The following is a 17,567-nucleotide window of genomic DNA, read 5'->3' as shown; positions in this document are numbered from 1 at the left end:
GCGCTTTCACCGCACGCTCAAGGCCGAGGCGCTGCAGGGACCGCCGTTCGAGAACCTGGCGGCGGCCCAGCGGGCCTTCGACCGCTGGCGCCACATCTACAATGCAGAGCGCCCGCACGAGGCGATCGCCGGCGCCGTGCCGCTCGACCGCTACCGGTCTTCCCCGCGCGACTTCAGGGAGACCCAGCAGCCCTTCGACTATGCGCCCGGCGACCATATCCGCAAGATCCAGCAGAAGGGCGCGACCTCGCTGTTCGGCCGCCACTTCAAGATCTGCAATGCCTTCGCCGGGCGCGCCGTCGCCTTCCGTGCGACCGACAAGGACGGCGTCTTCAACGTCTTCTTCCGCCATCAGAAAATCCAAACCATCGACCTCAACCTCGTCGAGAGATAGCATGGAGCACTGTTCGCGATGTCCTCGCACACCTGTTCGCGATGTCTCCGGTCCAAACACCCCCTTGAGGGGGAGATGTCCGGCAGGACAGAGGGGGGCGCGAAGGAACTCGACGGCGGTCAGTTAGCCTGCCTTGCCGCGACGCGCCGCATCGAAATGACTCGGCGGCGGAGGATTTCCGTGCGCATCGCCGCTAGGTGCAGCGCGAAGAAAAGCACGGTGAAGCCGAGTGCCATCACCAGCAATGGCCACAACAGGCTTGGGTCGATGGTCGGGCCGCCGAGCCGGAACACCGACGCCGGCTGATGCAGCGTGTTCCACCAGTCGACCGAAAATTTGATGATCGGAATGTTGATGAAGCCGACCAGGGTGATGATGGCGGCGGCCCACGCGGCGCGCCCGGCATCGTCGAGCGCGCGGGTCAGCGCGATGATGCCGAGATACATCAGGAACAGGATGAAGACCGAGGTCAACCGCGCGTCCCATACCCACCAGGTGCCCCACATCGGCTTGCCCCAGATCGAACCGGTGATCAGTGCAAGGGCGGTGAAGACGGCGCCGATGGGTGCCGCCGATTTCAGCGCCACGTCGGCCAGCGGATGGCGCCAGACCAGCGTGCCCAGTGCCGAGACCGCCATCAGCGTGTAGCACATCATGGCGAGCCAGGCGAAAGGCACGTGGATATACATGATGCGAACGGTGATGCCTTGCTGGAAGTCCTCGGGCGCCGCGAAGCTCATGTAGAGGCCGACAGCGAGGATGATGGCGGCAACGCTCGCCAGCCACGGCACGACCTTGTCGGCCAGCCCGACGAACCGCGTCGGGTTGGCAAGGTCCATCCAGCCGGAGAGGCGTGAAGTCGTGTCGCTCATGCCGCCTTACATAGACCGCCGGCGGAGTTGCGGCAACCGCAGCGGCGGTACGGCGTCTCCCGTTCTCCCCGTGAACGGCGGGGCAATCGCATTTGGATTCTTACGAAGATGGACCCCCTACCCTAACCCTCCCCACAAGGGCAGGGCTATCGCATATGAGTGATGGCATTGATGAGATAGTCGTCGTTCCAGGCGCATTTCTTGATGCGATGGCTGATGGGAACTTTGGCAGCATCGGCGGCCTGAAGGATGTTTCTGGCGAGGCGGTTGAGAAGGGCCGTGTTGGCGGGGGCATTGTCCTTGCGGGCACGGCTGAGATCCTCATCGAGATGGACATCGAGCATCCAATGCAGGCCGTTCTCGATCTGCCAATGAGCTCTAGTGAGGTCGAGCGCCCGCTGCGGCGACATGAGCGTGGAGGCCATGAACAGGCGCATCAACGGCTTGGCCTGATCGCGTCGGCTGGTGATGCGGATGAAGGCCAGGTGGCCGGGCATCAGCGGCTCGGCCGCCGCCACGATCTCGGCCCGCCGCCACTCGTTGCGGCCGTGGCTGGTCTCGGTCCGCTCGGCAATGGAAGGGGTGGCGTCGGCCAGTTGCAGGTTGGCACGGCGCAGCCAATGACGACGGTTGCCCTTCAGCGCAAGCAGGTAATCGCCACCTCTTTGGGTAATGGCCGCAGCCATGCGGGTGTGGCAGTGGAGCGCGTCGGCGGTGACCAATCTGCCCGTAAGATCAATGAGTTCGACGACTTTGAGCGCGGCCTCGACTTCGTTCTCACCATCGCTCGGCGAGACTGCCGCCAGGCACAGCCGGGTCTCGGCGGCGAAGGCCGACACCGTCAACGGCGGACTGGCTGCCAAGCCCTTCTCGTAGGCTCGCCGCAAAGCCTTGCCGTCAAGCGACACCACCTCGGGCGTTTCTCGGCTGGCTCGGGCGAAAGCTGCGGCAAAGGCAGCAAAGGCGCGACCAAAGGCCTCCGGGTCGAGCAGACGCAGCAGCCGCGAGAAGGTGTCGTGGCTGGGAGCTGCGTCATAGTCGATCAGCCGCGACAGCGCCTGCTTGCGCTCCTGCGCGAACAGGGCAAATTCCGTCGCATTGCTGGCGCCGCACAGGCTTGCTGCGATCATCATCACGATCAGGTCGCCAAGCCGGTGTGTGGCGTTGGGCGCGCGTGGATCAGGCACCGCGCCAAAGTAGCTCTCAAGGCAGGAAATGGCAGTCGCTCCTTCGCTCAACTGCCTCTCCAAAGAATCCTTTCTCAGCCTAAACTCAACCCCAAAATCGCCATATGCGATTCCCCTGCCCTCGAGGGGGGAGATCACGATCCGGCAATAGCCAGCGGGTTGCTTTCCAGTGCTGCGCGATCCGGCGTGTCGATCGACGGCCGGTTGGTGAAGGCGGCGAACAGCCGCCGGACATAGTCTTCGGGCATGTCGAGCGTGATCAGCATCAGTCTGGTGCCGCGCTGGCTGTCCGGCCAGGCCGGCAGTTGCACCGGCGGATGCAGGATCTTCTGCACGCCATGGATAACCAGCGGCCGCGACCGGTCTTCTGCAAGCTCGATGACGCCTTTCATCCGCAAAAGGCGCTCGCCATGCGCCGAGCGCAACAGATCGAGGAACATCTCGATTGCCGAAAACGGCACCGGCCCGTCATGAACCAGCGAATACGAACGCACGCGGGAATCGTGCCTGTGGTCATGGTGATCATGGTCGGCATGGTCATGCCCGCCGTGGTCATGGTCGTGGCCGGCTTGTTCGCCCAGCCAACGCTGCACATCGACGGATTTGGTGGCCGGATTGTAGAGGCCGCTATCGAACAGGGTCGCGGTGCTTGCCTCGCCCGCGTCGAGCACCACGGCGCCCGGGTTGAGCTGCCTGAGCCGCGCCCGCAACGCCTCGACATCGCCTGCATCCGTGGTCAGGTCGGCCTTGCTGAGCACCATGCGATCGGCGACGGCCACCTGCTTCACCGCCTCGACATGCGCATCGAGCGTCGCATTGCCGTTGACGGCATCGACCAGGGTGATGACGCCGTCGAGCCGGAAGGCCTGGACCAGGGCGGGGTGTGCCATGATCGACTGCAGTACGGGGGCGGGATCGGCGAGCCCGGTGGTCTCGACGATGACGCGGGCAAGCCGGTCGATGCGGCCGGTCTGCAGCCGGTCGACGAGGTCAGCCAGCGTATCGACCAGCTCGCCGCGCACCGTGCAGCAGAGACAGCCGTCGGAGAGCTGGATGATGCCGTCGGAGGCCTGCTCGACCAGGAGATGGTCGATCGCCACCTCGCCGAACTCGTTGATGATGACGGCGGTGTCGGCGAGCGCCGGATCCCGAAGCAGCCGGTTGAGCAGCGTCGTCTTGCCGGCACCGAGAAAGCCGGTGAGCACCGAAACGGGGATCGGGAAGCCGGCCATGCGGCTAGTTCAGCGCCTTGGCCGGCTGCTGGACCTGCGCGGCGGTGGCGGATCCGGCCACAACTGGCTCGGCGCCGGCCGGCGGCGCCCGGTCCGGCCGCCATGTCGGCAGCGGCACGTCGGCATATTCCTGCCCGGAAGCGTCGACCATCGCCTTCGGCTTCGGCCCCGTGGCGCCGCCGAGGCCGACGGCGATCAGCGTCGGCACATGGTCGAGCTTTTCCTGATAGGGCGATTTCGGCACGTCCTTGCCCTTGTCGCCGACCGCGGGGGCGGCCTCCGACTGCTCCTCGACCGGCTTCTTCTTGCAGATTTCGTCATTCATGTCGTTGGCCGACATGGTGTCCCCATAGGCGGGCAGCGCCGCGACCGTCAGCCAGCTCGGCGCCGGGGTTGCAAAACCCTGGTCGAGCAGTTTTGCCGCCGCCTCGGCGCGGGTGACTGCCGATCGTTCGCCGAGCACCACGGCGACCAGGGTGCGGCCGTTGCGGGTCGCCGAGCCGATCATGTTGAAACCGGACGAGCAGACGAAACCCGTCTTCATGCCGTCGGCACCCTGATAGCGGCCGATCAGCAGGTTGTAGTTGGAGATCGCCTTCTTGCCGACGGCAAGGCCTTCGATCGAGAACCAGGGGGCATATTGCGGAAATTCCTTGCGAATCGCCATCACCAGCAAAGCGAGATCGCGCGCTGTCGTATACTGGTCCGGCGAATAGAGCCCGTTCGGATTGACGAAATGGGACCCGCTCATGCCGAGCCTCTGCGCTTCGGCGTTCATGCGTTCGGCGAAAGCCGCTTGCGAACCGCCGATATTCTCGCCGACCGCCATGGCGATATCGTTGGCCGATTTGACCAGCATCATCTTCAGCGCATTGTCGAGCCGCATCACCGAGCCCGGCTTGAAGCCCATCTTGCTCGGCGGCTCGCCGGCGGAATGTTTCGTCACCTTGATCGGCGAATCGAGCTGGACCTCACCCGCGGCAATCGCACGAAACGCCACATAGGCGGTCATCAGCTTGGTCAGCGAAGCCGGGTACCAGCGCCTGAACGCCTCCTGGTGCTGCAGGATCTTGCCGCTGTTCAGGTCGAACAGGATTGTCGGATTGGCCAAGGCAGGCCCGGCCAGCGACGCAAGCACCACCGTGCCCGCCACCAACAGTTTGAGGAAATGCCTGTAGCGCATCATGAAAACCGAAATAGCCTCTTGCCGCAGTCCCACCTGGCTCCGTAAGATTTCGTTACACGATCGCCAGGATAATGGTCCGGCCCTCTGTTCCCGGACCACAGTCGCGGTGCTATTTACTCTATGTGACGTCAACATGGCAAAGTGCTGCCGATCACAATGTGGAAGCAGCAGCACAATGCAAAGCAGCGTGCATGGTTGCAAGGCAGCAGGCACAATTGCAAAGCAGCAGGCCAAGACCGCCTGCTCCAACAGCGAAATGGAACCATCATGCCGATCCTGAACCGAGCCGCCGAAATGCAGGACGAGGTGGCCGGCTGGCGCCGCCATTTGCACCAGACGCCGGAGCTGAATTTCGACGTCTTCAAGACCGCCGCTTTCGTCACCGAGAAGCTGAAGGCTTTCGGCTGCGACGATATCGTGACAGGTTTGGGCAAGACCGGCGTCGTCGGCATCATCCGCGGCCGCCACGGCGAAGGCTCGACCATCGGCCTGCGCGCCGACATGGACGCGCTGCCGCTCAACGAGATCACCGGCAAATCCTATGCCTCGACCGTCCCCGGCAAGATGCACGCCTGCGGCCATGACGGCCACACCGCGATGCTGTTGGGTGCCGCCAAATACCTCGCCGAAACACGCAATTTCGCCGGTTCCGTCGCGGTCATCTTCCAGCCGGCCGAAGAGGGCGGCGGCGGCGGCAACGAGATGGTCAAGGACGGCATGATGGAGCGCTTCGGCATCTCCAAGGTGTTCGGCATGCATAACATGCCGGGCCTGCCGGTCGGCCAGTTCGCCATCAGGCCGGGTCCGATCATGGCGGCGACTGCCGAATTCACCATCACCGTCAAGGGCCGGGGCGGCCACGCGGCGATGCCGCACGGCACCATCGATCCGATCGTCATCACCAGCCAGCTCGTCGGCGCATTGCAGACGATCGCCTCGCGCAGCACCGATCCGGTCGAGGCGGTGGTCGTCTCGGTGACGAAATTCCACGCCGGCGACGCCTATAACGTCATTCCCGAGACCGCCGAGATCGCCGGCACCGTACGCACGCTGAAGAAGGAAGTCGCCAAGAAGGCCGAAGAGCGCATCCGCGCACTTTGCCAAGGCCTGGGCGCTGCCTTCGGCGCGACAATCGAGGTTGATTACAATGCCAATTACCCCGTCACCTTCAACCATCCGGAAGAGACGGTCTTTGCCAGCGACATCGCGGCCGACGTCGCCGGCGACAGCCATGTGCACCGCGCGATCCAGCCGGTGATGGGCGGCGAGGATTTCTCCTACATGCTTGAAGCGCGGCCGGGCGCCTTCATCTTCATCGGCAATGGCGATACCGCCGGCCTGCACAACCCAGCCTACGACTTCAACGACGAGGTCATCCCGCACGGCATGAGCTATTGGGTGAAGCTGGCGGAAACAGCGCTGGCGGCGTAGCCATTCGGCATCGGCGGTGCGGCAACCGCCGCACCTCTGGGTGGCAAAACCGGGCAGGACATGTTCTGCTGGTCACTTCCGGCCGGACGACTTCCGGGCAAGGCCGAAGGCAATGCCCAGAGCAATACCTATACCAATGCCCGCAACAATGTTGTCCAACACGACGCCGATAGCCACGCCGATCACGACGCCGAGTGTGAGGTGTTTGGCATCCATTATGCCCGGTCATGTAGCGTGGAAGGGAAGAGCCGCAACCGCTACGGTCCGCTCTTCGGATCCTCGACCTCCAGCGCCTCCATGACCGGCGCCAGCTCATTGTCGTCGGCAGCCTGCGGCTCTTCGCCTGTCCTCGCCTTCGTCAGGGCTGCCTCGATCGCCTCCTGGATATTGCCGAGTTCGTCTTCGCGAACCTCGTGGCCATAGCCGGCAGCATCGGCATCCTGCTCGAATTGCTGCGCCAGGACGGCGACGCTCACCTCGCTCTCGGCCGGCAGATTGCCGACATTCTCCTGCAGCCAGGTTTCAAAGAACTCTTTGGTGGCGCTCATGCGGTGTCTCCTTCGGGACACTAAAGCGCGCCGGCATCCCGAAAGTTCCGCTATCTGAGCCGTCTTTGCGCCCGTTGCCGGCTGCCCCGCAATTCAGCGCGGCCAGGCGGCGTCGGCGCCGCCTGGCTCGGCTGCTTACTGGCTGACAGCAGTCGTCGGTTCGCACGACACGTTCGGGTTCATATCGGCGAACGCGCCGGTCGGGTTGCCCTTCCAGGCCCAGACATGCAGCTCGTAGAACGGGCCGAGGCCGTAGCGGTTGGGGGCGCTGTTGAAGTTGAACAGATGTCCATCGAGCGAGGCCGGGCCTTTCGAGGTGATGTATTCGACCGCGATCAGTTTTAGCGTGCCGTCGGCCATCGGCTCGTACATCACCGCTTCCGGCTTGGCGACATCGACAGGGTCGTCCTTGAGGTAGCCGGGATTGACGTAATGGATGCCCATGGCGCCGCCGGTGATGCCGCTGGCGCAGGGGATCGGCGCATAGCCCTCAGCCGTCGCCGCCGCCACATTCTCGAAGCGGCTGTTGGCGGCGCGTACCATGTCGGCCAGCGGATTGGGACCGGACGCGGGCGCTGCCTGATGCGCCTGCGCCAACGCAGTGCAGGCCGACAGCAGCGCCGCGGCAGCGAGAACTCTATTGCGAAAGTTGATTGTCATAGTCATTCCATTCTTCTTGAAAAGCACAGCCCGGCCGGCCGCCGGAGGTAAGGAGGTCCGGCAGGTGGGCGCTGTGGCTGTTGTTGCTGGGAGATCCCTGTCCCGATGCGACGAATGCCGATCATCCCTTCGGCAGATACGGGATGGTTCCGGCCAGATCGGAATTGTCGATCAGCTGGAAACGGCTGTCGCTGCCGCCCTGACGGGCCGAAACGAAGGGTGCGTAGGCAGGATCGTCGGTGAAGGCGCGCGCCGCTGCCTCGGTCGGGAACGCCATCAAGGCGATCAGCGTCGTGTCGAGCGGCTTGCCTTCGAGCGTCTTCACATTGCCGCTGCGCGACAGATATCTGCCGCCGTGCTTGTGAACGAGGTCGTGGACCGACGCGGCATAGGCCGGCATCCACTTCGGGTCCCTCACCTTGATGTCTGCGATAACGTAAGCGGTCATGGGTCATGTCTCCTGGTCGTGCACAGGGGTATCCCGTGCAGCGGCAGAGGGGTCGCATGGCAAGGGTCGCGCCAGCCAGTCCCCGATCTGTACTGGTGTGGCGAATCCGAAATTCGCATTCACTTTGGAGCTACGCAGCGAGCGAATTTCGGATTCAAAAGCCACACCAGCAAGTGCTTGGATTTCCAGTGTGGTTTTGGATTTGAAGTTCCTAACGCTGATGCCACCCAGAAAGCAGGAACGTCGATTCCACCGCACTGGGCCGGTACAGTTTCTGTACTCGCCGTGCCGCCGGAGAAGGCCTATGATCCCGGCTGAGTTTGAGGGGAAGGCAACATCATGACCCAATCCGGATACAAACAGTTCTGCCCGTTATCGATGGCTGCCGAGGTGCTGTGCACCCGCTGGACCATGGTTCTGCTTCGCGAATTGGTGGCGGGCTCGACCCGTTTCAACGATCTGCGCCGCGGCGTCCCCAAAATGTCGCCGACCCTTCTGTCGCAAAGGCTCAAGGAGCTCGAACTGGCCGGGATCGTCGAGCGCAAGGAGGTGCGCGGCGAGAAAGGCATCTTCGAATACCGGATGACCGAGGCAGGCAGGGATTTGCGGTCCGTCGTCGAGGCGATGGGCTTTTGGGGGCAGAAATGGGTCGAGTCGCGGCTGTCGCTGAAGAACCTCGATCCGTCGCTGCTGATGTGGGACATGCGGCGCAATCTCAACGCGTCGCCGCTGCCCGACGGGCGCACGGTGATACAATTTCTGTATCAGGAGCTCCCCGCCTCCAAACGGTCATGGTGGCTGATCGTCGAGAAGCACGGCGAGGTCGACCTCTGCTGGTACGACCCGGGCTTCGATGTCGATCTCTACGTCTCGACCGACCTGCACACCATGACCGAAATCTGGATGGGGCTGATCACCGTCGAGAAGGCAGGGGCGAAAGTCATCTTGACGGGAGACCAGGATATCGCCCGTAAAATGCAGACCTGGCTGGGCCTGAGCCCGTTCGCGGTCGAACCCAAACGAGCGGCCTAGCTGCCTCTTGGCGAAACGATCCGAAGCGGTTATGTGTCGGGCGCGATGGTCCCGTAGCTCAGTAGGATAGAGCGGCAGATTCCTAATCTGTAGGTCACAGGTTCGATTCCTGTCGGGATCACCACGCTTTCAACTGGTTACCTGACGGTCGCGTCGGTGCTCGGCTGTGAACGCGTGCGAGGAAGTCGCGCACCAACGCAAGCGCCTCATCGAAATGGGTTTCCAGTAGCCAGTGGCCGGCGCCATCGAGGAGATGGAGCTCTGCTTGCGGCAAGTCGCGCTTGTAGGCGCGGGCCGATGCGGCCGGCATATAGCCATCCTCGGGACCCCAGACGATCAGTGTCGGTGGTTGCCGTTCGCGCAGATAAGCCTGGTATTTCGGGAACCAGTTGAGGTTCGCCTCCAGCTTCTCCATCAGGCCGACCGCAAGCCGCCGACGGGGCGGCGTGTCCATCAGAGGCCAATGGAGTTTCCACAGATCCGGTGGCACGCGCTCGGCCACGGCCTCGCCAACCTCACCGATGAACTCGTGCCGGAAGCCCTCCTCGCTCACCGCTTCTTCCAGCGGGCGATGCTTGTCGGGCGTCTTGTCGTTCCAATACGCCTTGATGGCTGCGTATTTCGGGCCGAGCACGTCTTCGTAGATGTCGCCGTTTTGGATGATAAGCGCGGCAACGCGCTCCGGATAGGCGATGGCGTGGCGCAATCCGATCTGCGAGCCGTAATCGTGCAGCCAGAGCGCATAGTGAGACAGGCCGAGCGCGTCCGCGAAAGCCGCCAAAAACCCGGCATAGGTCTCGAAATCGTAGCCGAATGCAGCCATGTCGGGCGTAGCGCTGTAGCCGAAGCCAGGAAAATCCGGGGCGAACGTGTGCCAGCGATCAGCCAGTCCGGGCATCAGCCTTCGAAACTGATAGGACGAACAGGGATAGCCGTGCGGCAGCAGAAGCACGGGAGCGTCGGCCGGGCCTTCCTCGCGAAAGAAGACAGTAATTCCGTCAACTCTGATTTGGCGGTGTCGCAACTTTGCCTCCTCGATCGAAAGGCTCCGAAAATGACTGGTAACCCCCGCATCCCGTTGTGAGCGCCTGGATCCGAAACTCATGATCAGGTCGAGGGTTCCCGGTCGCGCCGGTGACAGCGGCCAAGGAACCTGCCGCCGATCAGATCGTTTCGCGGTATCTGGCTAAGGCCAATCGGAGCGGAGGCAGACATGCCGCATGCTCACAATCGCGGGACACCGAACACGGGCCGGCTCTGCCAGTTCGGGGCTTGGCGCGATGCTGCGTGACGATGCTGCGTGACGTCGACTATGTCCTGCAAAAACTCGACTGGATGCGCGCCGAAGGCATCTGGCCCAACGGCTGGCGTTATCTCTGGACCGATGCCTTGGGGTCGTGCTCTACGTCTCGCTTTATGCGGAAACTGGCGAAGAGCGCTGGCTGGGCGAAGCCGCGCGGCTGGTGGCCGATGTCGAGCGTGTGCTCGGCCGCCGGCGCGGACTGAGGATCGGCGAAGCGGCCGATCGCGACGGCCAGTATTTCCACTATCTGGCGATGTGGCTGTTCGCCCTGGCGCGTCTCGGCGATCTGAAGCCGGAATACCGCAAGCGCGGCATTGCGCTGGCGCGCGGCATTCACCCGGCATTTGTGGTCCCTGGCCGCGGCGTGATCTGGAAGATGCAGGAGGATCTGAGCAGCCCATATCCCGGCTACCGTCTCGGCAGCATGGATGCCTATGACGGCGACGTGGCGAAGCGGTTTGCCGAACTGGAAAAATGGGCGAGAAAGAACCTTACGGTCGGCGACGTCGTGGGGCGCTGGTGCAATGAGGATTATGATACGGCCGACAGGATTCCATATGCCCGCGAGCCCGATCCAAAAATGGGCTCGAGCGCGACCCGGCGATCGTAATCATTGCCGCGATCATGCGCGGCGCCGACCCTCCCGCCACGAAGCCAGCAGCCGCATGACAAATTGGGCAGATCACAAGGAGAAATCCCATGCATGCAAAACTCGTGACCGGAGCAATGCTGATCGCGATGTCGGCGCTGCTCCAACCGGCATCGGCGGCACCCGATTGGCAAACAATCGCTAAGGCGCTCGGCAAATCCGGAACCGAGACGCCTGATGGCGTCTACCGGGTCGGGCTGCCGCGAACGGACCTGAAGGTTTCGCTCGACGGCGTGGCCCTGAAACCCGGATTTGCGCTTGGAGGCTGGATTGCGTTCGAACCCATGGGAGATCAGGCAATGGTTATGGGCGACATCGTTCTGACGCAGGACGAGGTGAACCCGGTCATGAAGAAGCTTGAAGAAAGCGGGATCGAGATCACTGCGGTACACAACCACTTGCTGCGCGCGGAGCCGATGACACTCTACATGCACGTCTTCGGCCAGGGCGACCCGGTTACGCTCGCCACAGCGCTTCATGCCGGATTGGCGCTGAGCAAAACACCGATGGGAGGCGGCGCCCAGCCGCAAGCCGCACCACAGATCGAGTTCGACACGGCCGGTGTCGACCAAACCATCGGTTATAAGGGTAAGGCCAATGGCGCGGTCTACCAGTTCACGATCTCGCGCGCTGAGCCGGTCGAGGAAAATGGAATGGAAGTGCCGGCGGCCATGGGCTCGGCAATAGCGATTAACTTCCAATCGACAGGTGGCGGCAAGGCGGCGATCACGGGTGATTTTGTGCTGACAGCAAAGGAGGTCAATCCGGTTATCAAAGCCATGCTGGATAACGGCATCGAGATCACCGCGTTGCATAGCCACATGCTCGATGAGCAACCGCGGCTCTTCTTCATGCATTTCTGGGCGTACGACGATGCGCAGAAGCTGGCGAAAGGACTGCGCGCAGCCCTCGACAAGGTCGCCGTCAAAAAGAGCTAGATTGGGCGTCCGCGCGCGCGTCCAACGGCGGAGTTCGGCCGACTCGGAGCGATCGTCGGCCTTCTTCCCGCCGCCTCGGGAATGGTTCTCTGGCACGGCGTCTCTCCGCCACCAGCATTGCGCCTGAGATCACCTTTCCATCGCACACGAGACTCAAGGGGCGGGCCGGGCTTTTGCGAACTAACGCGTTCGGAACGATCAAAGGTCCGCTTCGTTCTGATCGGATGGACTGGATTAGACTAGGCCTCCTGGCGTTGGCGGGGTTCCTCACCTGGACACTGAACACCCTCTCGGCCGGAGGCGGAGGTCTATTGCTGATCCCCGCCGTGACTTTCATCACAGGGAGCGCGGCGGTTGCGCCGGTCATCACCTTGACCGAGCTCATCGGCAATCCCATCCGCGCCCTGGCCTTCCGGCGCGACATCGATTGGAGCCTGGTCCGTTGGTACCTGCCCGGCGCCATCGCCGGTGCCGCTGCGGGCTCCTGGCTCTTCGCCAACAGTCGGGCGGAATGGCTCCAGATACTCATAGGGATCTATCTGATCAGTGCAGTCTGGGAATTTCGCGGCGGCGCGCGCGAGCGGAGCTACCGAGCCCGCCGCTGGTGGTTCCTCCCGGCCGGCCTGATCGTCGCGCTGTTGTCGGCGCTGATGGGCACGGTGGGACCCGTCTTGAATTCGCTCTATCTGAACTACGGTTCGGAGAAGGAGACGTTGGTCGCCACGAAATCCGTGAACTCGTTTGTGACCGATGTCGTCAAGATCGCGGTATTCACCGGACTCGGCGCGCTCGGTGGTCAGGCGGTCATGTACGGCGCAGCCGCGGGTTTGGGCGCTGCGCTTGCCAATCTGCTGGCCAAGCGCTGGCTCGAACGCCTAAGTGGACGACAGTTCCGCGGCCTTGTGGTCGCGCTCATGGCTGTGAGTGGAGCGCTGATGATCTGGAACCAGCACAGCTTCGTTGTGCAGGCCTGGCGCGCGGCCACAGGAATGTCTTAACAATGTCGATGTTGGCTGGAGCGCTGCGCCGTAGCTTGGTTGACCGGTCGCGCGATACGCAGAAGCTGGCAAAAGGCCTGCGCGCAGCCCTCGACAAGGTCGCCGTCAAAAAGAGCTAGCGCTTCCCGTCCGCGCGCATCATACAGGGCTCTTCGAACCAGCCGACCTAACCAGCTCAGCTTCGAGAAGCTTCGTGAGATTAGATCGCGCTCAGGGTCACGGCGGCAAGAACCAGATAGCGGCCGACCTTGGCGGCAGTGACCAGCAAAAGGAAAACCCGAAAAGGCTCGCGCGCAGGACGCCCGCGACGACGGTTAGCGGATCACCGACAACCGGCAGCCAACTCAGCAGGAGCGACCACTTTCCATAGCGGCGATACCACACTTGCGCGCGGTCCAGTTGCGCTGGTTCATCGGAAACCACCGTTGGCCCCGAAAGCGCTCGATGCCTCGCCCGAGCCGCCAGTTGATCACCGATCCAAGCACGTTGCCGACGCTCGCGACTCCGATGAGCAGCCAGGGCGAGTAATCCGCAAGCACGAGCTCGACCAGCACTGCTTCCGATTGCATCGGCAGGATCGTAGCGGCGAGCAAGGCCGCCAGGAACAGACCAGCACAGGCCGCGAGATCGGTCATTGAACCGCATATCCGCCAGTCGACCTAATGATGGTGACCTTCGGGTTCGACCATCTTGAACGGCAGCACCTGTTCGCGATCTTTCGCGGTCAGCACCAGACCTGCCTGGAACTCATGCGGTTCGGCAGGGGCGACGGTGCTCTCAAGGCGGTGATGGTTGTCGCCGACAGGTTCGAGGCGAAGCGTCTCCGGCCCGCCGGGCCGGTCGATGATCACCGTCGCTGCCAGATCGTCGGCCTGGCGATCGATGGTCAGCCGCGTCCGCTCGCCGGCCGGTGTGTCGACGATTTCCAACGTCCCCGCAGCCAGACCGCAGGCGACCTTAAAGGGCTCCGGCGCAGCGTCAGTTGCGATACCGGTCCGTGGCCAGCGCAGCGCATCATAATTCTGCTGTTCCTTCAGCCTGCAAAGTCTCCGCGAGAATCGTGAGGGTCGCGCCGGTGAAAGCGGCCAAGGAACCTGCCGCCGATCAGATCGTTTCGCGGTATCTGGCTAAGGCCAACCGGAGCGGAGGCAGATATGCCGCATGCCCGCAATCGCATGGAACCGAACATCGGCAAAGTCTGCCGTGGATTCGGGGCTTGGTGCAATGCTGCGTGACGTCGATTATGTCCTGCAAAAACTCGACTGGATGCGCGGCGAAGGCATCTGGCCCAACGGCTTGCGGTATCTGTGGACCGACGCATTCGGGGTCGTGCTCTACGTCTCGCTTTGCACAGAAACTGGCGAACAGCGCTGGCTGGACGCGGCCGAGCGGCTGGTGGCCGATGTCGAGCGTGTGCTCGGCCGCCGGCGCGGACTGAGGATCGGCGAAGCGGCCGATCGCGACGGCCAGTACTTCCACTATCTGGCGATGTGGCTGTTTGCTTTGGCGCGTCTCGGCGATCTGAAGCCGGAATACCGCAAGCGCGGCATTGCGCTGGCGAGGGACATTCACCCGGCGTTTGTGGTCCCTGGCCGCGGCGTGATCTGGAAGATGCAGGAGGATTTGAGCGGTCCTTACCCCGGCTACGGCCTCGGCAGCATGGATGCCTATGACGGCTACGTCTCTTACCGAATGCTCGACGACGAGGAACTGGCGCCCGAGATCGCGCAGATGCGTGCCCTGATGGAGCGCGATTGGCGCAGCCTCGACATCGACCAGGACCTCGGCCTCGGCATGATGCTGTGGCTCGCCCATTTCTCTCCCGACGAGCCGTGGGCCGAGGCCCAGACGAGGCGTTCGCTGCGAACCCTGGAAACGATGTGGGTCGACCCGCCCGGTTATTTCAGCCGCGCGCCATGGCTGCGCGATACCAAGTTCGCCTTCACCAATTACGGCGTTTCGCTCGGCCTGCAGGCCGCCGGTATCTGGCCGGGGCGTGTCGATAGGCTGAACGCCTTCTTCGAGGACTGGCGCTCCGGCGACGAATACGACCGCGAGGCGATCACCTGGGTGATGGCCTGCACCTCGCACCTTCCCGGCGCTTTTCTGACCCGGGGTGGCGAGACAATGATTGAAAGCGACCAAGCTCGGGAACGTTCCTCCGCCGGCGCGGTTGTCGATGGAAGTGCATGGAGACGCAAGGGGCGCGGTTGAAATGGCCATTCTCTTGGGAAAACCGGGAAGCTGTTGGGTGGCGGCAGCCGCCTCCACGAACTATCCCCAGCTCGAAGGTTCGATCCGTGCGGACGCCGTTGTCGTGGGTGCTGGAATTGTCGGGCTGACGACGGCGCTTCGGCTTTGCGAGGCGGGCCGGTCGGTGGTCGTCCTCGAAGGCCTGCGCACAGGCGGCCAGGTGACCGGCCGCTCGACGGCCAAGATCACCACGCAGCATGCGCTGATCTATCGTCATCTCATCGACAGCGTTGGCCGGGACCTGGCGCAGACCTATGCCGATGCGAATTCCGCCGGCGCGCGCCAAATCCGCGATTGGGTTAACAACTGCGCCATCGCCTGCGATTTCGAGAGCAAGGACGCCTATACCTACACCTGCAGTGAAAGCCGCTGCGCGGAGATTGCGGCCGAGGCGGAGGCCGCGCGCCAGGTCGGGCTGGAGGCCGAGATCCTCGACCGCGCACCGCTGCCTTTCGTAACGGCCGCCGCGCTACGGTTCCCCGACCAGGCGCAGTTCAATCCGGCGATGTATCTGGTTGGCCTGGCGGAAGCGGTGACGGCCCGTGGCGGTCGGATTTTCGAAAACAGCCGCGCCACCTCGATCGACGAGGCAAGCCGCTGGCGCATCGTCACCGATGGCGGCGCCGTTGATGCCGGGCATGTCGTCGTCGCCACCAACATGACGGTGAAGAGCCCGATCGGCATGGCGAACCGGACGCAACCGCGCTGCCACACCGCCATGGCCTTTCGGATCGACGATCCCCTCCCTGTCGACGGCATGTTCATCGGCATCGACGACCCGACGCATTCCATCCGCACGGGCCGTGATGCCGAAGGGCCACTGCTGGTCACGCTCGGCCCCAAGTTCAACACCGGCTGGGACGGCGACGTGGCCAAGCGGTTTGTCGAACTGGAAAACTGGGCAAGAAAGAACCTTCCGGTCGGCGACGTCGCCTGGCGCTGGTGCAATGAGGACTATGATACGGCCGACAGGATCCCATATGCCGGCGAACCCGATCCCGCCAAGGCCGCCGGCTTCCACATTGCCACGGGCTTCAACGCCTGGGGCATCACCAACGGGACGGCCGTGGGCGCGATGATCGCCGACCTGATCTGCGGCCGCCCGAGTCCATGGCAAAAACTCTACGATCCGGCCCGGCCCTATCCTGAGGCCTTCCACAAGAACGGCCGCAGTCAATCGATCGTCTCGAGCACCCACGACATTGCGCCTGGTATGGGCGGCGTGATCGTCAGGGGAGACGAAAAGATTGCGGCGTGGAGAGACACCGAAGGCGCACTCCAGGCGGTTTCGGCGATTTGCACCCACAAGGGCTGCACCGTAACCTGGAACAATGCGGACCACACCTGGGATTGTCCCTGCCACGGCTCGATCTTCGCCGCCGACGGTTCGGTCATCCACGGCCCTGCCCGAAAACCGCTTGCCCAGATTACATTGTGAAGGCGGCGACCGACACGGCCCGCGTCACGCCGGCCGTTCGTAGGTTCCGACCAACTCCGTCTCCTCCAATGCGTGTTTCTGGGCTTGCTTCCAGACCTGATGCACGCCCGCCTGTCCTGGTACGCTGAGGCTCGGCACATCGAGCGCGGCCAGCAGGAGGTGGTAATGGTGGACGCCGTGCCCTGCAGGCGGCTGCGGACCATCGTAATACGCATTGCCGAAATCGTTGGTGCCTTGCCTGAGTGCCGACGGGCCGGGCTTGCCGTCTTCGGCCTCGGCTAGTCCCCCGGCATCCGGCGGGATGTTGAACACCGCCCAGTGCCCGAAAATCCCGCTTGGTGCATCGGGATCCCGCACGACAAGAACAAGGCTCTTGGTACCATCCGGGACACCGGACCACTTCAGCGGCGGCGAGACGTTCTGGCCGTCACGCGCATATTTTTCGGGAATTCTTCCGCCTGCCCGGAACGCCGGGCTGATAAGGGTGAGTGGCATTGCTATTTCCCCAAGGAGGTTGCGACCGAGAAGCCCGCGCCTGCGCCGTTCACGCCGCTTGCTGAGCTTCGGCGACGCGTCTTATCTCGCCCGGCAGGGATTCCCAGACCTTGTGCATCTGTCCTTCTCCGACGTGATGGGCGAGTACCTTGGACACGACCCTGAATGCATCCTTGGAATCGACCGGGCGGGTAAATTCCAGCTCCGCCTTGATCTTGGCCAGAAACTCGTCGAGCGACCGCATCTTCTCGGGAGCTTTGGAAGGCTGATATTGGTCATAGAAGGCGCCGCGCACCAGGATCGGCAGCTGCGAGCCGAGGTGGGCTGCAAGATCCGGCTGCATACGGTCGCGCAGGGCGTGCAGCACCGCTCCGAGAACGTGCCAGGCGACCTGCCGATCCGGTCCAATCTCGTCCATGATCTCGTCGAGCCAGATGTTCGTGGTCTGCAGTGTCTTGTCGAATACGTCGAGTCCGGTGGCGTTCATCGAGATCCTCCTTCCG

General features: G+C 63.3%; 20 protein-coding genes, 1 tRNA gene and 1 pseudogene. 9 read left to right on the top strand and 13 right to left on the bottom strand.

The genetic code is table 11. From position 1 onward, the window contains the following. Positions 1-394, top strand: a 394-nt coding sequence (locus NKJ15_RS09860; protein WP_352815000.1) for an integrase core domain-containing protein, incomplete at its 5' end; no start/stop codon positions are given. Between the two features lie 119 nt (positions 395-513). Here NKJ15_RS09860 and NKJ15_RS09855 read toward each other — a convergent pair. From NKJ15_RS09855 to NKJ15_RS09840, 4 genes are all read right to left on the bottom strand, one after another. Beyond that, positions 514-1,266 (bottom strand): heme ABC transporter permease, encoded by a 753-nt coding sequence (locus NKJ15_RS09855; RefSeq protein WP_352449240.1) that lies wholly within the window; start codon positions 1,264-1,266, stop codon positions 514-516. 146 nt (positions 1,267-1,412) lie between these two features. Then, positions 1,413-2,483: an ISAs1 family transposase gene (locus tag NKJ15_RS09850; protein ID WP_502906885.1), complete on the bottom strand. Its 1,071-nt coding sequence runs from the start codon at positions 2,481-2,483 to the stop codon at positions 1,413-1,415. Positions 2,484-2,587: 104 nt separating this feature from the next. Further along, the gene (locus NKJ15_RS09845; RefSeq protein WP_352814996.1) at positions 2,588-3,685 is read right to left on the bottom strand and encodes a CobW family GTP-binding protein; all 1,098 of its coding nucleotides are present in this window, start codon (positions 3,683-3,685) and stop codon (positions 2,588-2,590) included. Between the two features lie 4 nt (positions 3,686-3,689). Further along, positions 3,690-4,868, bottom strand: coding sequence for a D-alanyl-D-alanine carboxypeptidase family protein (locus NKJ15_RS09840; protein WP_352815014.1), 1,179 nt, complete (start codon positions 4,866-4,868; stop codon positions 3,690-3,692). A gap of 270 nt (positions 4,869-5,138) precedes the next feature. On the opposite strand from NKJ15_RS09840, the gene NKJ15_RS09835 reads away from it, so the two are divergent. After that, entirely contained in the window at positions 5,139-6,302 is a 1,164-nt protein-coding gene (locus NKJ15_RS09835) for a M20 aminoacylase family protein (RefSeq protein ID WP_352451192.1), read from the top strand. Positions 6,303-6,374: 72 nt separating this feature from the next. Here NKJ15_RS09835 and NKJ15_RS09830 read toward each other — a convergent pair whose 3' ends face one another. The 4 genes from NKJ15_RS09830 to NKJ15_RS09815 form a co-directional block, all read right to left on the bottom strand. After that, the gene (locus NKJ15_RS09830) at positions 6,375-6,518 is read right to left on the bottom strand and encodes a glycine zipper domain-containing protein (RefSeq protein ID WP_198023575.1); all 144 of its coding nucleotides are present in this window, start codon (positions 6,516-6,518) and stop codon (positions 6,375-6,377) included. Positions 6,519-6,559: 41 nt separating this feature from the next. Then, on the bottom strand, positions 6,560-6,850 hold the full coding sequence (locus tag NKJ15_RS09825; protein ID WP_352451191.1) for a hypothetical protein: 291 nt from the start codon (positions 6,848-6,850) through the stop codon (positions 6,560-6,562). Positions 6,851-6,985: 135 nt separating this feature from the next. After that, positions 6,986-7,516, bottom strand: a complete 531-nt coding sequence (locus tag NKJ15_RS09820; RefSeq protein ID WP_352814994.1) for a hypothetical protein — start codon at positions 7,514-7,516, stop codon at positions 6,986-6,988. Between the two features lie 115 nt (positions 7,517-7,631). Further along, entirely contained in the window at positions 7,632-7,958 is a 327-nt protein-coding gene (locus NKJ15_RS09815) for a DUF1330 domain-containing protein (protein ID WP_023677873.1), read from the bottom strand. A gap of 339 nt (positions 7,959-8,297) precedes the next feature. Here NKJ15_RS09815 and NKJ15_RS09810 point away from each other — a divergent pair, with 339 nt between their 5' ends. Beyond that, a complete protein-coding gene (locus NKJ15_RS09810) occupies positions 8,298-8,990 on the top strand; it encodes a winged helix-turn-helix transcriptional regulator (RefSeq protein ID WP_352451189.1) in 693 nt (230 codons plus the stop codon). Between the two features lie 47 nt (positions 8,991-9,037). Next, positions 9,038-9,114 (top strand) — tRNA-Arg (locus NKJ15_RS09805). Here the strand turns inward: NKJ15_RS09805 and NKJ15_RS09800 are convergent. Next, entirely contained in the window at positions 9,109-10,014 is a 906-nt protein-coding gene (locus tag NKJ15_RS09800) for an alpha/beta fold hydrolase (RefSeq protein WP_352471462.1), read from the bottom strand. The two genes, NKJ15_RS09805 and NKJ15_RS09800, sit on opposite strands and share 6 nt — an antisense overlap. 373 nt (positions 10,015-10,387) lie before the next feature. On the opposite strand from NKJ15_RS09800, the gene NKJ15_RS09795 reads away from it, so the two are divergent. The 3 genes from NKJ15_RS09795 to NKJ15_RS09785 all read left to right on the top strand — a co-directional run bounded on the left by NKJ15_RS09795 (position 10,388) and on the right by NKJ15_RS09785 (position 12,878). Continuing rightward, the gene (locus tag NKJ15_RS09795; RefSeq protein WP_352814992.1) at positions 10,388-10,903 is read left to right on the top strand and encodes a hypothetical protein; all 516 of its coding nucleotides are present in this window, start codon (positions 10,388-10,390) and stop codon (positions 10,901-10,903) included. A gap of 89 nt (positions 10,904-10,992) precedes the next feature. Beyond that, entirely contained in the window at positions 10,993-11,880 is an 888-nt protein-coding gene (locus NKJ15_RS09790) for a DUF1259 domain-containing protein (protein WP_352471465.1), read from the top strand. A 224-nt stretch (positions 11,881-12,104) separates the two neighbouring features. Then, positions 12,105-12,878 carry a sulfite exporter TauE/SafE family protein gene (locus NKJ15_RS09785; protein WP_352471466.1) on the top strand — a complete coding sequence of 258 codons (774 nt, stop codon included), beginning with the start codon at positions 12,105-12,107 and terminating at the stop codon, positions 12,876-12,878. A gap of 199 nt (positions 12,879-13,077) precedes the next feature. Here NKJ15_RS09785 and NKJ15_RS09780 read toward each other — a convergent pair. Continuing rightward, positions 13,078-13,513, bottom strand: a pseudogene (locus NKJ15_RS09780) (YqaA family protein). A gap of 24 nt (positions 13,514-13,537) precedes the next feature. Next, the gene (locus tag NKJ15_RS09775; protein ID WP_352471467.1) at positions 13,538-13,807 is read right to left on the bottom strand and encodes a hypothetical protein; all 270 of its coding nucleotides are present in this window, start codon (positions 13,805-13,807) and stop codon (positions 13,538-13,540) included. Between the two features lie 295 nt (positions 13,808-14,102). Here NKJ15_RS09775 and NKJ15_RS09770 point away from each other — a divergent pair, with 295 nt between their 5' ends. Next, the gene (locus NKJ15_RS09770; RefSeq protein ID WP_352814990.1) at positions 14,103-15,092 is read left to right on the top strand and encodes a hypothetical protein; all 990 of its coding nucleotides are present in this window, start codon (positions 14,103-14,105) and stop codon (positions 15,090-15,092) included. A 1-nt stretch (position 15,093) separates the two neighbouring features. Then, positions 15,094-16,569, top strand: a complete 1,476-nt coding sequence (locus NKJ15_RS09765) for an FAD-dependent oxidoreductase (protein WP_352814988.1) — start codon at positions 15,094-15,096, stop codon at positions 16,567-16,569. A 24-nt stretch (positions 16,570-16,593) separates the two neighbouring features. Here NKJ15_RS09765 and NKJ15_RS09760 read toward each other — a convergent pair whose 3' ends face one another. Beyond that, positions 16,594-17,064, bottom strand: coding sequence for a YbhB/YbcL family Raf kinase inhibitor-like protein (locus NKJ15_RS09760; protein WP_352814987.1), 471 nt, complete (start codon positions 17,062-17,064; stop codon positions 16,594-16,596). 49 nt (positions 17,065-17,113) lie between these two features. Then, a complete protein-coding gene (locus NKJ15_RS09755) occupies positions 17,114-17,551 on the bottom strand; it encodes a DUF2267 domain-containing protein (RefSeq protein ID WP_023677864.1) in 438 nt (145 codons plus the stop codon). Positions 17,552-17,567 lie beyond the last annotated feature (16 nt).

Source organism: Mesorhizobium sp. M0207 (genome assembly GCF_040321995.1).
Classification (GTDB): Bacteria; Pseudomonadota; Alphaproteobacteria; order Rhizobiales; family Rhizobiaceae; genus Mesorhizobium.
The sequence above is the reverse complement of the archived record's forward strand: the minus strand, read 5'-3'. Positions and strand labels throughout refer to the sequence as shown.

Excerpts from the sequence above, each read along its gene's own strand:
- NKJ15_RS09755 (WP_023677864.1), bottom strand. The coding sequence starts at position 17,551 with ATGAACGCCACCGGACTCGACGTATTCGACAAGACACTGCAGACCACG.
- NKJ15_RS09770 (WP_352814990.1), top strand. The coding sequence starts at position 14,103 with ATGCTGCGTGACGTCGATTATGTCCTGCAAAAACTCGACTGGATGCGC.
- NKJ15_RS09810 (WP_352451189.1), top strand. The coding sequence starts at position 8,298 with ATGACCCAATCCGGATACAAACAGTTCTGCCCGTTATCGATGGCTGCC.
- NKJ15_RS09815 (WP_023677873.1), bottom strand. The coding sequence starts at position 7,958 with ATGACCGCTTACGTTATCGCAGACATCAAGGTGAGGGACCCGAAGTGG.
- NKJ15_RS09840 (WP_352815014.1), bottom strand. The coding sequence starts at position 4,868 with ATGCGCTACAGGCATTTCCTCAAACTGTTGGTGGCGGGCACGGTGGTG.
- NKJ15_RS09825 (WP_352451191.1), bottom strand. The coding sequence starts at position 6,850 with ATGAGCGCCACCAAAGAGTTCTTTGAAACCTGGCTGCAGGAGAATGTC.
- NKJ15_RS09785 (WP_352471466.1), top strand. The coding sequence starts at position 12,105 with ATGGACTGGATTAGACTAGGCCTCCTGGCGTTGGCGGGGTTCCTCACC.
- NKJ15_RS09820 (WP_352814994.1), bottom strand. The coding sequence starts at position 7,516 with ATGACTATGACAATCAACTTTCGCAATAGAGTTCTCGCTGCCGCGGCG.
- NKJ15_RS09790 (WP_352471465.1), top strand. The coding sequence starts at position 10,993 with ATGCATGCAAAACTCGTGACCGGAGCAATGCTGATCGCGATGTCGGCG.
- NKJ15_RS09835 (WP_352451192.1), top strand. The coding sequence starts at position 5,139 with ATGCCGATCCTGAACCGAGCCGCCGAAATGCAGGACGAGGTGGCCGGC.
- NKJ15_RS09760 (WP_352814987.1), bottom strand. The coding sequence starts at position 17,064 with ATGCCACTCACCCTTATCAGCCCGGCGTTCCGGGCAGGCGGAAGAATT.
- NKJ15_RS09845 (WP_352814996.1), bottom strand. The coding sequence starts at position 3,685 with ATGGCCGGCTTCCCGATCCCCGTTTCGGTGCTCACCGGCTTTCTCGGT.
- NKJ15_RS09855 (WP_352449240.1), bottom strand. The coding sequence starts at position 1,266 with ATGAGCGACACGACTTCACGCCTCTCCGGCTGGATGGACCTTGCCAAC.
- NKJ15_RS09830 (WP_198023575.1), bottom strand. The coding sequence starts at position 6,518 with ATGGATGCCAAACACCTCACACTCGGCGTCGTGATCGGCGTGGCTATC.
- NKJ15_RS09765 (WP_352814988.1), top strand. The coding sequence starts at position 15,094 with ATGGCCATTCTCTTGGGAAAACCGGGAAGCTGTTGGGTGGCGGCAGCC.